The organism is Streptococcus sp. DD11 (assembly GCF_001578865.1).
GTDB classification, from domain to species: domain Bacteria; phylum Bacillota; class Bacilli; order Lactobacillales; family Streptococcaceae; genus Streptococcus; species Streptococcus panodentis.
In genome coordinates this window covers 321,524-334,833 of record NZ_KQ969392.1, presented here as the reverse complement: position 1 = coordinate 334,833, position 13,310 = coordinate 321,524, and the positions used below count along the sequence as shown (strand labels likewise).

Annotated in this window: 14 protein-coding genes; 8 read left to right on the top strand and 6 right to left on the bottom strand. The window is 49.3% G+C overall.

Annotated features, from left to right (window positions below; translation table 11 throughout):
• Both STRDD11_RS14065 and STRDD11_RS01550 read left to right on the top strand, forming a co-directional pair.
• Nucleotides 1–451 (top strand): class I SAM-dependent methyltransferase (locus STRDD11_RS14065; RefSeq protein WP_241209274.1); only part of this gene is annotated, 451 nt, incomplete at its 5' end.
• 102 nt (nucleotides 452–553) lie between these two features.
• Complete coding sequence (locus STRDD11_RS01550) at nucleotides 554–1,294, top strand: MerR family transcriptional regulator (protein WP_128834699.1); 741 nt, start codon at nucleotides 554–556, stop codon at nucleotides 1,292–1,294.
• Nucleotides 1,295–1,328: 34 nt separating this feature from the next.
• Here STRDD11_RS01550 and STRDD11_RS01545 read toward each other — a convergent pair whose 3' ends face one another.
• The 4 genes from STRDD11_RS01545 to STRDD11_RS01530 are packed head-to-tail and all read right to left on the bottom strand — an operon-like array spanning nucleotide 1,329 to nucleotide 3,779.
• Entirely contained in the window at nucleotides 1,329–1,784 is a 456-nt protein-coding gene (locus STRDD11_RS01545; RefSeq protein ID WP_128834697.1) for an 8-oxo-dGTP diphosphatase, read from the bottom strand.
• A gap of 20 nt (nucleotides 1,785–1,804) precedes the next feature.
• Nucleotides 1,805–2,329 carry a DUF1697 domain-containing protein gene (locus STRDD11_RS01540; RefSeq protein ID WP_128834695.1) on the bottom strand — a complete coding sequence of 175 codons (525 nt, stop codon included), beginning with the start codon at nucleotides 2,327–2,329 and terminating at the stop codon, nucleotides 1,805–1,807.
• 15 nt (nucleotides 2,330–2,344) lie between these two features.
• The gene (locus STRDD11_RS01535) at nucleotides 2,345–3,520 is read right to left on the bottom strand and encodes an aminoacetone oxidase (protein ID WP_128834693.1); all 1,176 of its coding nucleotides are present in this window, start codon (nucleotides 3,518–3,520) and stop codon (nucleotides 2,345–2,347) included.
• Complete coding sequence (locus STRDD11_RS01530; protein WP_128834691.1) at nucleotides 3,504–3,779, bottom strand: hypothetical protein; 276 nt, start codon at nucleotides 3,777–3,779, stop codon at nucleotides 3,504–3,506. The genes STRDD11_RS01535 and STRDD11_RS01530 overlap by 17 nt, the downstream gene beginning before the upstream one ends.
• A 191-nt stretch (nucleotides 3,780–3,970) precedes the next feature.
• On the opposite strand from STRDD11_RS01530, the gene STRDD11_RS01525 reads away from it, so the two are divergent.
• From STRDD11_RS01525 to STRDD11_RS01515, 3 genes are read left to right on the top strand one after another with little or no spacing between them, the layout of a single operon-like run.
• Complete coding sequence (locus STRDD11_RS01525; protein ID WP_128834689.1) at nucleotides 3,971–4,465, top strand: DUF536 domain-containing protein; 495 nt, start codon at nucleotides 3,971–3,973, stop codon at nucleotides 4,463–4,465.
• 50 nt (nucleotides 4,466–4,515) lie between these two features.
• A complete protein-coding gene (locus STRDD11_RS01520) occupies nucleotides 4,516–5,328 on the top strand; it encodes an ElyC/SanA/YdcF family protein (RefSeq protein WP_128834687.1) in 813 nt (270 codons plus the stop codon).
• Complete coding sequence (locus tag STRDD11_RS01515) at nucleotides 5,325–7,079, top strand: glycerophosphoryl diester phosphodiesterase membrane domain-containing protein (RefSeq protein WP_128834685.1); 1,755 nt, start codon at nucleotides 5,325–5,327, stop codon at nucleotides 7,077–7,079. The genes STRDD11_RS01520 and STRDD11_RS01515 overlap by 4 nt, the downstream gene beginning before the upstream one ends.
• Nucleotides 7,080–7,372: 293 nt before the next feature.
• On the opposite strand, the gene STRDD11_RS01510 is transcribed toward STRDD11_RS01515, so the two are convergent.
• Complete coding sequence (locus tag STRDD11_RS01510) at nucleotides 7,373–7,672, bottom strand: YbaB/EbfC family nucleoid-associated protein (RefSeq protein ID WP_128834683.1); 300 nt, start codon at nucleotides 7,670–7,672, stop codon at nucleotides 7,373–7,375.
• Between the two features lie 38 nt (nucleotides 7,673–7,710).
• On the bottom strand, nucleotides 7,711–9,996 hold the full coding sequence (locus STRDD11_RS01505) for a Xaa-Pro dipeptidyl-peptidase (RefSeq protein ID WP_128834681.1): 2,286 nt from the start codon (nucleotides 9,994–9,996) through the stop codon (nucleotides 7,711–7,713).
• 104 nt (nucleotides 9,997–10,100) lie between these two features.
• On the opposite strand from STRDD11_RS01505, the gene gla reads away from it, so the two are divergent.
• From gla to STRDD11_RS01490, 3 genes are all read left to right on the top strand, one after another.
• Nucleotides 10,101–10,973: an aquaglyceroporin Gla gene (gene gla / locus STRDD11_RS01500; RefSeq protein ID WP_128834679.1), complete on the top strand. Its 873-nt coding sequence runs from the start codon at nucleotides 10,101–10,103 to the stop codon at nucleotides 10,971–10,973.
• A 206-nt stretch (nucleotides 10,974–11,179) separates the two neighbouring features.
• Nucleotides 11,180–12,466 carry a DUF308 domain-containing protein gene (locus STRDD11_RS01495; RefSeq protein ID WP_128834677.1) on the top strand — a complete coding sequence of 429 codons (1,287 nt, stop codon included), beginning with the start codon at nucleotides 11,180–11,182 and terminating at the stop codon, nucleotides 12,464–12,466.
• Nucleotides 12,467–12,562: 96 nt separating this feature from the next.
• Nucleotides 12,563–13,297 carry a CppA N-terminal domain-containing protein gene (locus STRDD11_RS01490; protein WP_128834675.1) on the top strand — a complete coding sequence of 245 codons (735 nt, stop codon included), beginning with the start codon at nucleotides 12,563–12,565 and terminating at the stop codon, nucleotides 13,295–13,297.
• The last annotated feature ends 13 nt before the right edge of the window (nucleotides 13,298–13,310 follow it).

The following is a 13,310-nucleotide window of genomic DNA, read 5'->3' as shown; positions in this document are numbered from 1 at the left end:
CTATGAGGACAGCAGCTTTGACATTGTCATCAATGAAGCGATGCTGACCATGCAGAGTGAAAAGGGAAAGAATAAGTGCCTGGATGAATACTATCGGGTGCTCAAGCCTGGCGGTGTCCTTCTGACCCATGATGTCATGCTCAAGCAAAAGGATGAGGCGGTGCGGGAGGAGCTGTCCCGGGCCATCAATGTCAATGTCGGTCCGCTGACGGAAGGTTCCTGGATCCAGCTGGCCCGTTCGCACAAGTTTGATCAGGTGGAAACCTTCGTCGGCAACATGACCCTTATGAGCCCGCGCGGCATGATTTATGACGAGGGGCTGGGCGGAACTCTGAAAATCATCCGCAATGCCCTCAAGAAAGAGAATCGCCCGCAGTTTGTCAAGATGTTTAAGATGTTTAAGAAAAATCAGGAGAAGCTGGGCTTTATTGCTATGGCATCCCGCAAATAAGTCTCAGCCGCTTTAGCAGCCCTAAGGCGGCTTTGACAATATTCCCAAAAACTTGACCCTCCCCTTAGGTCAGGGTCTATACTAGATGGACAAGGAGGTCGAATGTACCATATCAAAGAAGCAGCCCAGCTGTCAGGTGTCTCTGTCAAGACCCTGCACCACTATGATAAGCTTGGGCTTCTGAGCCCGCTCAAGTCAGAAAATGGCTATCGCCTATACAGCGAAGCCGATTTAGAGCGCCTGCAGATTATTTTATTTTATAAATATCTTGAATTTCCTTTAAAGGAAATAGCAGAGCTGCTTGCTCAAGAAGGGCAGGACTTATTGCCGCACCTGCTGAGACAGCTGCAGTCTTTGGAGCAGGAAAAGGAACGGTTGGATATCTTGATTTCCACTTTGCGAAAAACGATTCAAGCTCAAAAAGGGGAAAGAAAGATAACAACAGAAGAAAAATTTGCTGGCTTTACTTATGAAGCTCATCGAAGCTATCATGACCAAGCTGTGGAAAAATATGGACAGGCTGTTGTGGATGAAGCTATCGGCAGACAAGCAGGCCAAGAGGAGCAGGTGACAGCAGCTTTTAATCGGATTTTTCGGAATCTGGCAAATAATCTGCAGCAAGGCCTGCCGGCAGCTGCCGAGACCAATCAGGAGCAGGCAGCCCAGCTCCTGCAGACGATTCGCCGCTATAGCTTTGACTGCTCGCTGGAGATTTTTGCGCAAATCGGCCGTGGCTATGCGGCCAATCCTGAGTTTAAAGAGAACATTGACCAATTCGGTGCCGGAACAGCCCGGTATACAGCAGATGTGATTGCGGTTTATGTGCAGAAGCAAGGAGAATAACAAAACCGGCGGAGATTTGCTCGCCGGTTTTGTATTATTTCAAATCATACTTCCAGTCGTCGCCGTCTTTGTAGTAGAAGAATTCACTTAAATCTTCTTCCAAAAAGACACGCAGCATATCAGACATATCATTGGTAGCTAGTTTTAAATTGGAAAGATTTTCAAACCTTTCCCACCAGACCTTTCCTTCGTCTGGTGACCGCAGGATGCCAGAATAGCGCGTGGTCTTATAGAGCAGGACGACATAGCGACCCCTCTTGTCATCATACCAGTCTTTGATCCCGCACAGCTGAGGTTTGAAGATGGTCAGTCCCGTTTCTTCTTTGACTTCTCTGATAACTGCATCTGTAAAAGACTCGCCGCGCTCCACGTGGCCGCCAGGGAAGGTAATGCCGGGCCAGTCCGGTTTCACTCGATCTTGGACGAGAACTTTTTCTCCGTCATAGATCATGCACATGTTGACAAATTCTGCCTTTTCCAGTCGTTTCATTTTTCTCCTTAATCGTGATATTACTTAGACAAGAGCTTCTCGATGACCTTTAATTTTCGCATGGTCAAATCCACGCCAAAGAGTTTCTCAAGATAGTTGGTGTTCAGCTTTTTGCGTTTTGCAGTTCGGGGAAGATAGAGGTAGAGGCAGTGATGGCCGATGCAAATCTCTTCTCCTCCATAATCCGGCAGGAGTTTTTCCAAAGGCAGGTTTTGAATGGAATTTTGATATAAAATAACGTGCACACGGTCATAAAGGTAATGTTTTTCTATGAAAGGATTTTCGTCAGCCATTTTTTCAAGGTCCCTCTTGGTTTTGATAACCATTTTCAAATCAGCTCCAATTTGGTCTTTGATGAGGCGGTGGACAAGATATCGGATCTCTTCTACTGGAAGTGGGCTGTCAAGTAAAATATTGCCGCTTTGGATATAGGTTCTGACTTTTTCAAAGCCAGCTTCTGTTAAAATTTCAACTAGATAAGCCATTTTCGGGATGGCGTTTTTTCCGCTTGGGGTGACCCCGCGCAGTAAGATAATATATTCCATTTTGCCCTCTCTTTTCTAATAATGGCTGGATCCTGCCACCCAGCCGGTGCAGAGAGCAGCGGTGATATTGAAGCCGCCAGTATGGGCATTGATGTCTAAGACCTCTCCAGCGAAGTGGAGGCCGGGAACCAGTTTGCTTTCTAGGGTCTTAGGGTTGATTTCTTTCAGACTGACCCCGCCCTTGGTGACAAAGGACTTGGCCAGAGACATCTTGCTGGTCACGGGAATGGGCAGGGCCTTCATCTGGCTGAGAAGGGCTTCTTTCTCTTTGGGACTGAGCTGTTTGGTTTTTTCGGGGAATGGCTGTGCGATAAAGTCGGCCAGCCGCTCGGGCAGCAGGATTTTCAGACTGTTTTTGAGCGACTTTTCCCGCTTGCTGTCTAAGAATGCTGCCACTTCCTCCTGATCCATCTGAGGGAGAAAATCCAGATAGATGGTTTCACCGCCCTTGACAAAGCTGGACAGGCGCAGGGCCGCCGGTCCCGACAGGCCAAAGTGGGTAAAGAGCAGGTCGTGGGTGATGGTGTGCGCACCGCAGCGGAGGGTCACATCGTCCAGCGAAATCCCTTGGAGAGCCTTGTGGGGAAAGTCGGTCAGGAGAGGGCTTTCAGCTGCTTCCAAGTCTGTCACGGTATGCCTGAAATGGCGGGCAATCTCATGGCCGAAGCCCGTGGAGCCGGTCGAGGGATAGGACTTGCCGCCGGTCGTCACGATGAGCTTATCGCAGGTCCATATGGAGTCTGTGGATTTGACGGTGAAGGTTTCCCCAGTCTTTTTGACTGAGACAATCTCGGTGTTGGTCTGGACAGTCCCGCCCAGCTGGGCGATTTTCTTTTCCAGCGCTTCGATGATGGTGCGGGATTTGTCTGTGGCTGGAAAGACTCGGCCGTGGTCCTCAACCTTGAGCTGGACACCGTTGTCGGTGAAAAAGCTGATAATATCGTGGTTGTCAAACTGGGAGAAGACGCTGTAGAGAAAGCGGCCGTTGCCGGGAATGCCGGCCATAAGGTCGTCCAAAGTCCCGTTATTGGTGACATTGCAGCGGCCGCCGCCTGTTCCGGCCAGCTTTTTGCCCAGCCGCTTATTTTTCTCAAGGAGCAGGGTTTTCTGTCCGTAGAAGGAGCTGGAAATAGTGGCCATCATACCGGACGGGCCGCCGCCGATGACGATGGTATCAAAATGGTTTTGCATGATGTTCCTTTGCTGTTGACTCTTCAAGAGTAAGATTTGATTTTTTGGGATGCTGTATTTTTTTCTGAGAGAAGCCTTCTGGCTCTGCGAATGATTTATATTCATAGTCAATGTACATCGGCATCAGATGAGGCAGGAGCAGACAGGGAGGGCAGAAATCTGTTTGTCGTGCTGCGGGGTATCCTGCAGGCTTTTCTCTGCCTGCTGCCCCTGACGCCATCGTTTCAATCCCTTGCCGGGCAGCGCCGGAATCACTCAAAGTCCTGCTTTGCCGTTGTGAATCAAGCTTCCGCAGGGAAGTGTCTCCAAGGCTCTGCTCCCTGTCTCATTGTACCATAAAAAAGAGAGCCGCAGTGGCCAAATCCTTGAAAAACAAGGAAAATTTGACAGTCAAGGCTTGATATGATAAGATTTATTTATCTATAACTAGAAAAAGTTTTCGAGGAAATTATGGCAATAGAAAAGACAGTCAGTGAGCTGGCCGAGATTCTCGGTGTCAGCCGTCAGGCGATTAACAACCGTGTCAAGGCCCTGCCGGAAGAAGATACGCAGAAAAATGAAAAAGGCGTAACGGTTGTGACCCGCAGCGGTTTGATTAAGCTGGAAGAGATTTATAAAAAAACCATTTTTGAAGATGAGCCGGTCAGCGAAGATGTCAAGCAGCGGGAGCTGATGGAAATCTTGGTGGACGAGAAAAATGCAGAAATTGTCCGTCTCTATGAGCAGCTGAAGTCCAAGGACAGTCAGCTGGCTAAGAAAGATGAGCAGCTGCGCATCAAGGATGTGCAGATTGCGGAGAAGGACAAGCAGCTGGACCAGCAGCAGCAGCTGACAGCCAAGGCCATGAATGAGCGTGAAACCCTGCTGTTGGAATTGGACGAAGCCAAAGAAAAGGTGCAGGAGCAGGAAAGCAAAGGCTTTTGGGCACGTTTATTTGGTAAATAAAGAAAATCTCAGTTGATAAGGCAGCTGAGATTTATTTGTAGGTAAAAGAAATGAAGAAAGAACGGATTGCAGCGAATATTAATCTTCTGGGCCAATTCTGCGGCCGCAGGGATCTGCCGGAGCTCAGTCAGTCGGCCCTGCAGGACACATATGGCTTTGCTCAGGCGGATGTCTTTGTACTTTTCGGCGGCAGTGTTCTGGCCGGCGGAGATGTGCTGGCAGCTGCTATCAGGGCTGAAGTGGCCAGGACTTATATCATCGTCGGCGGAGCAGGACATACGACCGACGGGCTGCGGCAGAAAGCAGCAGCAGAGCTTCCCCGGCTTGTCGTCAGAGGTCTGTCTGAAGCCGAGATTTTTGCAGCCTATCTCAAGGAAAAGCACCATGCAGCAGCGGATTATCTGGAATGCCAGTCCACCAACTGCGGCAATAATATCACCTATCTTCTGGAACTGTTGGAAAAGAAAAGCATTGACTGCCGGTCCATCATTCTCTGTCAGGATGCGACGATGCAGGCCCGTATGGAAGCAACGCTGCGAAAGCATGCAAGGGCGGATACCGTCATCATCAACTATGCTGCCTATAGGGCCCAGACGGTGACAGAGGGGCAGCAGCTGGTCTTTGCTCAGGAGATTCGCGGCATGTGGGAATTGGAGCGTTATATCAGCCTGCTCATGGGAGAAATTCCCCGTCTGCGGGATAACAAGAATGGCTACGGTCCCCGCGGCAAGAATTATCTGGTCCATGTGACTATACCGGCGGCCGTAGAGCAGGCATTTGCTGAGCTCACAGAGACATACGGCGGGCTGATCAGAAAGGCCGATCCTCTCTATGCTTCCAAAGAAAATAAAGGAATACAATGACATCACAAAGACTGGGAATTCTGAGGTTGTACCGCAACCTTGACAAAATATTGGTGCTCTTTTTCATGGTTTTCATGTTCATGGAGTCTGTCTGGGTGCCCGTTAATTCGTTTGCAGCTGAAGGGCTGCTCCGACAGACTGGCTATCTCTTTTTCTCTTACAATAATGCCGTCAGAGTCCTGACCTCTAACTGGCTGGTCACGCTGGGCTTCGTCAGCCTGTTTGCCGCCAATCTGTTTACTGCCTACTTTCAGATTGGGCTGATTTTTCTGGGGCTTCGCAATCTCTTGGATAAGCAGGAGCGCAGTGTCTTTCAGTTTCTGGGAAAAACGCTGCGGGACAGCTGGTCCTTGATCCGCTATGCCCGGCCCGGCAAGGTGGTCTTTATCGCACTCTATACGGGCTTTCTCTTCCCTTTCCTGCGTCAGATTTTGAAGATTTATTATCTGAACAAACTTTTAATCCCAGAATTTATCGTGACCTATCTCAAGACAGAGGTCTGGATGAAGTGGCTGATTTACGGGCTGATTTTTCTGCTCTTTGTGGCAGCGGTCCGCCTCATGTTTGCCCTGCCCAAGCTCTTTTTTGAGCATGCTGGCCTGCGTGACGCCTTGCGCTATAGTTTGGGGAAAACGAAGAAGCGCGTGATGTACTATACCTGGAAACTTGCTTGGCTGCTGATCAAGAGTTTCCTTCTCTTCACTCTCATCAGCCTGCCCATTCTGCTGCTGCAGCAGTATATGGATAGTCAGTCCAATAGCATTGCTTTTGCCAGCGCTCTGGCTAACTATGTCCTGATTAAACTGGCTTATTATATCATGCTGGCTTACTTTTTGATCAAATTTGCAGCCTTTCTGACCGACAGCAGCCTATCTGAATACAGGCACCGAAAAGGCCTGCCCCTCATGCGTTGGTTTGTCCTGCTGACGACCGGTGCCATTTTTGCTGTGGAAGGTTTTTTCTATATTAATTTTCCGCTGGAAACCATTCCTGTCACCATTTCCCACCGTGGGGTTTCGCAGGCCAATGGAGTCCAAAATACGGTAGAATCGCTGGAAAAAACGGCCCTGCTCAAGCCGGGTTATATTGAAATGGATGTTCAGGAAACAGCGGACGGTCAGTTTGTCATGATGCACGATGCTAATCTGCAGGCCTTGGCCGGAGTCAATGCTCGGCCTCAGGAGCTGACCTTGGAGGAGCTGACGTCTCTGGATATTTCCGAAAACGGCCATACAGCCAAGATTTCCAGCTTTGATGCTTATCTGAAGCGGGCCAATCAGCTGGGGCAGCGGCTTCTGATTGAGATCAAGACCAGTAAGCTTGATTCGGCGGATATGATGGATCGTTTCTTGAAGCTTTATGCAGCCAATATCAAGATTTACGGCCACCAGATTCAGTCGCTGGATTACCGGGTAATTGATAAGACGGTTACCTATGATGCGGCGATACCGACCTTCTTTATCCTGCCTTACAACACCATTTTCCCCAGAACCAAGGCTTCCGGCTACACCATGGAATACTCTACGCTGGATGAAAATTTTGTCAATAAGCTGTGGACGACAGATAAGCTGCTCTACGACTGGACGATCAATGATGAGGACAGTATTGCCAAATCCTTCCGTCTGGGAGTGGACGGTATGATTACGGATAATCTGGAGCTGGTCCAGACCTCCATCAAAGAGCTGCAGAACAACCCCAAGTACACCGTTCTGCTCATGAATAAAGCGGCGGATCTGCTGAATTTTTCATAAGATATCGTTATTTTGTTTATCTTTTATGACTTTGTCAACTCGCCTTGCTCCAACAGTCCATAAGGACTGTTGGAGGCTGGAGATAAAGGGAACGCAGTTCCCAGCTTTCGTTCAGCCCGAACCTAGAAACGAGATAATGAGGTAGAAAAGTTGTGGATTTTGAACAGCTCGCTGCCCTATCGTCCTGTACGTTAAGCGATAGGCTGAAACTGTCCACCGGACAGTTTCACTGCTAAAAGCAAAGGAAAAGACTATAAAAGAGACTGAGAAATCCCAGTCTCTTTTGAATTGGATTAAAAAGGGAGTTTGCCAGCGAAAGCGCCCATTTTTTTCTGAGTCGCTTCATCAATCTGAGCCAGTGCGTGGTTCAGAGCCTGAGCCGTCATCTCTGATAGAGTTTCCAGATCTTCAGGATCGACGACAGCTGGGTTGAAATCAATACTGACCACCTTCTTATCACCAGTCAGCTTGGCAAGGACTAAATCTTGGGCAGACTTGCCGGTGAATTCAGTTGCAGCCAGCTCTGCCTGACCTTTTTCCATTTGCTTTTGAAGCTTTTGAGCCTGCTTCATCATGCTTTGCATGTTCATCATCGTAAAAATCTCCTTATTGTTTGCTTGAACAACCTATTCTACCATATTTGCTGGGGCAATTCCAGTCTGGACTTTTCTAAGTCAACGGTCAGCTGGTAGTCCGTTTTGTCGCGGACGGTATGCTCAAAGTCAGTGGTATAGAGAACCAGACGGAGCTGGTCTCCCTTTTTCAGCCGGTAGATGGTCGGCTGCAGGTCAAAGGCGCATTCCAGCCATTGGTCAGGAGTGACCTCTTCAACCGTCAGCAGGTCTGTCCGGTTTTGCAGGTTGAGAAAGCCTTTGGTGATGACCCGGTGGGGTGTTTCAGTAAAGGGCAGTTCAGCCAGATTGTCCAGCATGTAGTAGCGGCCGTTGTCCATCACTCTGGGAGCAAGGACAGTCGGAAGAGGCGTCAGCCGCTTGGCAGCTCCGACATCCAGAAGCTGAGCTGAAATCAAGCCCTTGTCGCTGCTGGATTTGAGACGGAGCGTCAGCTGGCTGGCTCCATTGAGGAGGAGATCGTCTTCTAAGGTCCAGTCCAGTGTGATTTGGTTGACCTTTCCCTCAAAAAGCTCAGTTTTAAAGGTTTGGTAACTCTTGGCAAAGCGCTGATAGTCTGCTTCTGGATACTGGTTTTGAATAACTTGGCAGTCTTGGCCCAGCTGGAACTGGCGTTTCTGCTCTTGTCCGCCAAAATCTTCCAGCGTCTGCCAGCTTTGGGCTTGGCTATTGTCCTGCCAGATGACCGGCGGCAGCTCGAAGTCTGATTCGCAGCTCAGGAGTTTTTTAGACAGGAGGGCGTTCATGGATTCACGAAAGTCGATAGACTGCCAGTTGTTCATGTAAACATGGGCGCCGTTATGGAAAAAGAGGTGTTTTTTGAGACCGGCCGGCAGGGCATGAAACATCCTATAGACGTGGAGAGGCTTGACATTCCAGTCCTGGGAACCGTGGGTAAAGACCACCTCGGCCTTCACCTTATCAGCGTTGATAAGGTAGTTGCGATCATGCCAGAATTGATTGTAGTCCCCGCTTTCACGGTCCAAGTCTCTGCGCTCCTGCTCTAAGCTTTCCTGATAGGCGGCATTGTGGCGGAGGTAGTCTCCGGCCCGCAGATTGCGGGAGTAGGTCAGCTCGGTCAGGGACTCAAAGTCTTCGCCCGGATAGCCGCCGGGGCTGGTCACCAGCCCGTTTTCGCGGTAGTAGTTGTACCAAGACGAAATGCCGGCTTCGGCAATGATGACCTCCAGGCCTTCCACGCCGGTGGTGGCCAGCCCGTTGGACATGGTGCCCAAGTAGGAAATGCCGGTCGTCGCCGCTTTGCCATTGGACCAGACGGCTTTAATCGTCCTCTGGCGTGTGTGGTCGGTGAAAGCCCGGCAGCGGCCATTGAGCCAGTCAATGACATTCTTATAAGCTTCAATCTGCTGGTAATCGCCGTTGGTCATGAGCCCTTCTGAATCCTTGGTGCCGACACCGGATACATAGAGATTGGCAAAGCCGCGCGGCAGCAGATAGTCATTGAGGGTGTAGGTGCCGATATGGCCCAGTTTTTCCTCGGTTTCCGCCGCCTCTTCTCCTTCCCAGTCCTGCTCGGATTGGATAGTTTTGAGCTCAGGATCGCGGACGGCAATTTTCCTCGGGTTTTTCTTGGACAGATTGACATTCATATTATGGAGGGCCTTGTCGCTGGCGGGGTCATTGGTGCCCTGATGGTAGGGAGAGGCTGTCATCACAGCTGGGATTGTTCCGGCATAGCGGGGCCGGATAATGCTGACTTTGATCAGATCGGGCCGACCGTCCTGGTCGGTATCCACGCGTGATTCGACATAGACCACCTCGCGGATGGCATCGTGGCTGGAAAAGGTCGCTAGGCTCTTGCCGTTGAAGTAATGGTAAGCGTTGTCCTCTGGAATCAGCCCTTGGCTGACCAGTTTATCGACCAGCAGATTGCCGCTTGCGGTGCGGGTGCTGAGCAGCTGATAGAGGTTTTCCAGCAGACTGCCGTAAGTAATCGGAAAGGCCGTGTCCTGCCGGAACTGCTCGGCATCTTCAAAGTCGACAAAGGGTGAAAACTCCAGCAGCTGAAAGGCGACCATGTAGAAAACTTCTGCGGTCAGTTCTCGGTCAGAGCGGAAGAAGTCCAGCAGGTCCGTCTCCTTATCGGCTGCCCAGGCCCGAAGCGGATAGTCTGTATTTTTATAAGTAAAAAAGACGGTGCGGAGAAAATTTTCCAGATTTTCTTTATGGGAAAGCGACGGCTTCAGCTCAAAGCCCAGCAGAGCCATTTCTTTCCGCATTTTTTCTGTATCGACTTTTGTATAACTATACTGATTAAAACGCATATTTTTCCCTCTTTTTCTTATTTTTATTAAAAATGACCTTTACATTATCCATTATACTTGATAAAATAGACTTTGTCTAAAAATATTTTAAGGAGTATCAACAAATGGATTTCGAATGGGCAGTCAAATATGCCACAGAATTTTTGGGTACGGCCATCCTCATTATCTTGGGAAACGGTGCTGTAGCCAACGTTGAATTGAAAGGAACCAAGGGGCATCAGAGCGGCTGGCTGGTTATTGCTGTCGGCTACGGAATGGGTGTAATGATTCCGGCTTTGATGTTTGGCAATGTCTCAGGCAATCACATCAACCCTGCCTTCACTTTGGGCTTGGCTGTCAGCGGCTACTTCCCATGGACTCAGGTTGCGCCTTATATTGCGGCACAGCTTCTGGGTGCCATCTTTGGTCAGGCGCTGGTCGTAGCGACTCACCGTCCTTACTACCTGAAAACGGAGAATCCTAATAACATTTTGGGTACTTTCTCTACAATTTCCAGCTTGGATCATGGAACGCCTGAGTCCCGCAAGGCAGCTATGATAAACGGATTTGTCAATGAATTTGTCGGCTCCTTCGTTCTTTTCTTTGCGGCGCTCGGCTTGACCAAGCATTACTTTGGTGCAGAAGCGCTTCAATACATGAAGCAGCTGGCTGCTCAGTCAGGTCAGACAGCTGATTTTACCGATTTGGCAGTCAAGGCCCAATTAGCTCCGCACACAGCGGCAGGTCTTTCAGTGGCCCACTTGGCTTTGGGCTTCCTGGTGATGGCACTGGTGACTTCGCTGGGCGGACCGACCGGACCAGGTCTCAACCCGGCTCGGGACTTAGGACCTCGTATCCTGCACTTCCTTCTTCCTCAGTCAGTTCTTGGCAAGCACAAGGGTGACTCAAAATGGTGGTATTCTTGGGTACCGGTTGTGGCACCAATCCTTGCGGGGATTACAGCTGTCTTGCTTTACAAGGCCATCTACGGATTATAATGACAAAAGGGCTGGGGATTCTCAGCTCCTTTTCTACTGCTCTTGACGAAACTAGCTCAAAACCTCTGGGGGAGGTTTTGAGGCTGCAGATGAAGCTTCCGTGAGGAAGTGTCTGCCAGTAAGGGCGCAGTTGAGTCCTAGAGCAGTGGATGCAGTTTTGTCTGCTGGGACAGACAGTAAACCTTGAAGAAAGTTAGCAGTTAGTTATGGAAATGAATCTATCAAAGCTCCGCAAAATCAGCCGCTGGAGAACCTTGCTGTTTGGTTTTTTAGCAGTTGTTTTCGGGCTGATTATTATCGTCAACGGAGTGAATTTTACGAAAGTTGCTATTGATTTGCTGATGTCTTATTTCTTTCTTGTGGGTCTGGTCAATTTATTTCTCCACTTCATTGTGGGGAAAAAAGAAGTCCCGGTGATACCTGAAATCGTCCGCATTGTGCTAGCCAATCTGATTGGCCTGCTGAACCGTCTCAGCAGTCTTCCCGTTGATATTGTCATCATTATTTTGGGGATTTATCAGCTGGCAACAGCAGCTGTCTATGGCATTACTTACTATCTCTATCGAAAAAATCAGTCCAAGGGAGCTCTGCGTTTTCTCTTGGATACGGTTCTTTACGGTCTCATCGGCCTAGCGACAGTTTTCTCTCCTTCAGTCAATGGGCAGGTTCAGTTTTTCTTTTTGGGAATGTATCTGGTCATGCTGGGATTTTCCAATATTCGGGACGGGCTTTTTTTCGACAATGACCGTGAAAGAACCCAGCTCCGGCGGCATATCCGCATCAATCTGCCGATTATTCTGGCAGCTTTTATACCGGCTGAAAATCTTGACCAATTCAACCGCTTTATCCGGGGGCAGAATGTGCATGAGCCGGCGCAAACTGTTTACAGTCTTGTTAAAGATGAGAAAAAGACGGCTGACTTGGAGGTCTTGGTCCACACATCAAAGGAGAGTCTGTTCGGGGCTATCGGCCATGTTGACATCTGTTATCAGGGGCAGGTCATTTCCTATGGCAGCTATGATGTCTTTTCAGAACGCTGCAAGGGGATGATTGGCGACGGCGTGCTTTTTAAGGTCAGCAAAGATGACTATATTGAGCTTTGCAAGAAGGAGAGCAAGAAAACTCTCTTTGGCTATTCTCTGTCGCTGACAGAGCAGGAGAGGGAGGCGGTGGAGAAACGTCTGGCCCAAATCGATCAATGGCTGATAGAATGGGAACCGCCGGCTGATTTGAAAGACGGCAGACATACCTATGCTTACAAACTGAGACATGAGCTGGGAGCGCGGCTCTATAAGTTTACAACCAGCCGCTTTAAGACCTACTTTGTCATGTCGACTAACTGCTGCCTGCTGGCCGACTCGATTATCGGTCAGGCCGGCACCGACATGTTAGATATTCGGGGCATTATCGCACCGGGAACCTATCAGTCTTATCTGCAGTATGAGTTTGAATCTGCCAATGACTTGGTCATCGCCCGCACAGTTTATCAATAAAAGCAGGCAAAAATTGTTTGAGAAATTGTTGATTTGCGCATAATTTCTTGTCAAATTGATTAAAATCCATTACAATTAAATGGTTTGGAGGAATTTATGAGTGTGAATCAAATTGTGAGAATAATCCCTGTATTGAAAGTAAACAATCGAAACCTGAATCAGGATTTCTATAAAAAAGTGCTGGGCATGAAGACGCTTTTGGAAGAGTCCGCCCACCTGTCTCTGGGGGATCTGACCAAAACGGAAAAGCTGGTCCTGGAAGAATCACCCAGCATGCGGTCACGCCGGGTCAAGGGACCTAAGAAATTAGCCCGAATCGTTATCAGAGTGGAGAAGCCTGAGGAAATTGAGGGCCTGCTGGCTCAAAAACCAGATCTTGTCCAGCTTTACCGCGGCTCTAAATCTTATGCTTTTGAAGCAGTGTCTCCGGAGGGGCACGCCTTTTTGCTGCATGCTGAGGATGATTTGGCTGATCTGCGCCCTGTAAGGGCAGTGCCGGATTTTCAGCAGCCGGAGGGCTTTGCCGGCCTCAGCTGCTTTGAAGTAGAGACGGTAGAGCTCCATGTGCCGGATCAGGCCGAAACGGAGCGCTTCTATCGGAAGCTTGCCAATGCGCTGGATTTTCTGTCCTTCACGGCTGCAGCCGGACAAGACCTGCAGGCTGACAGCACCCATACTTGGGATATAGCGATGATCAAAGCTCAGGTCAAGGACTTGGATACTGCTGCGCTCAGGGAAATACTGACGGATCAAGAGGTTTTTGTTCCTAAGTCTGACAAATTTCTGCTTAGTCAGGACCCTAGCAAGATTGAGCTGTGGTTTGAAGCATGACTGTAGACGGCAT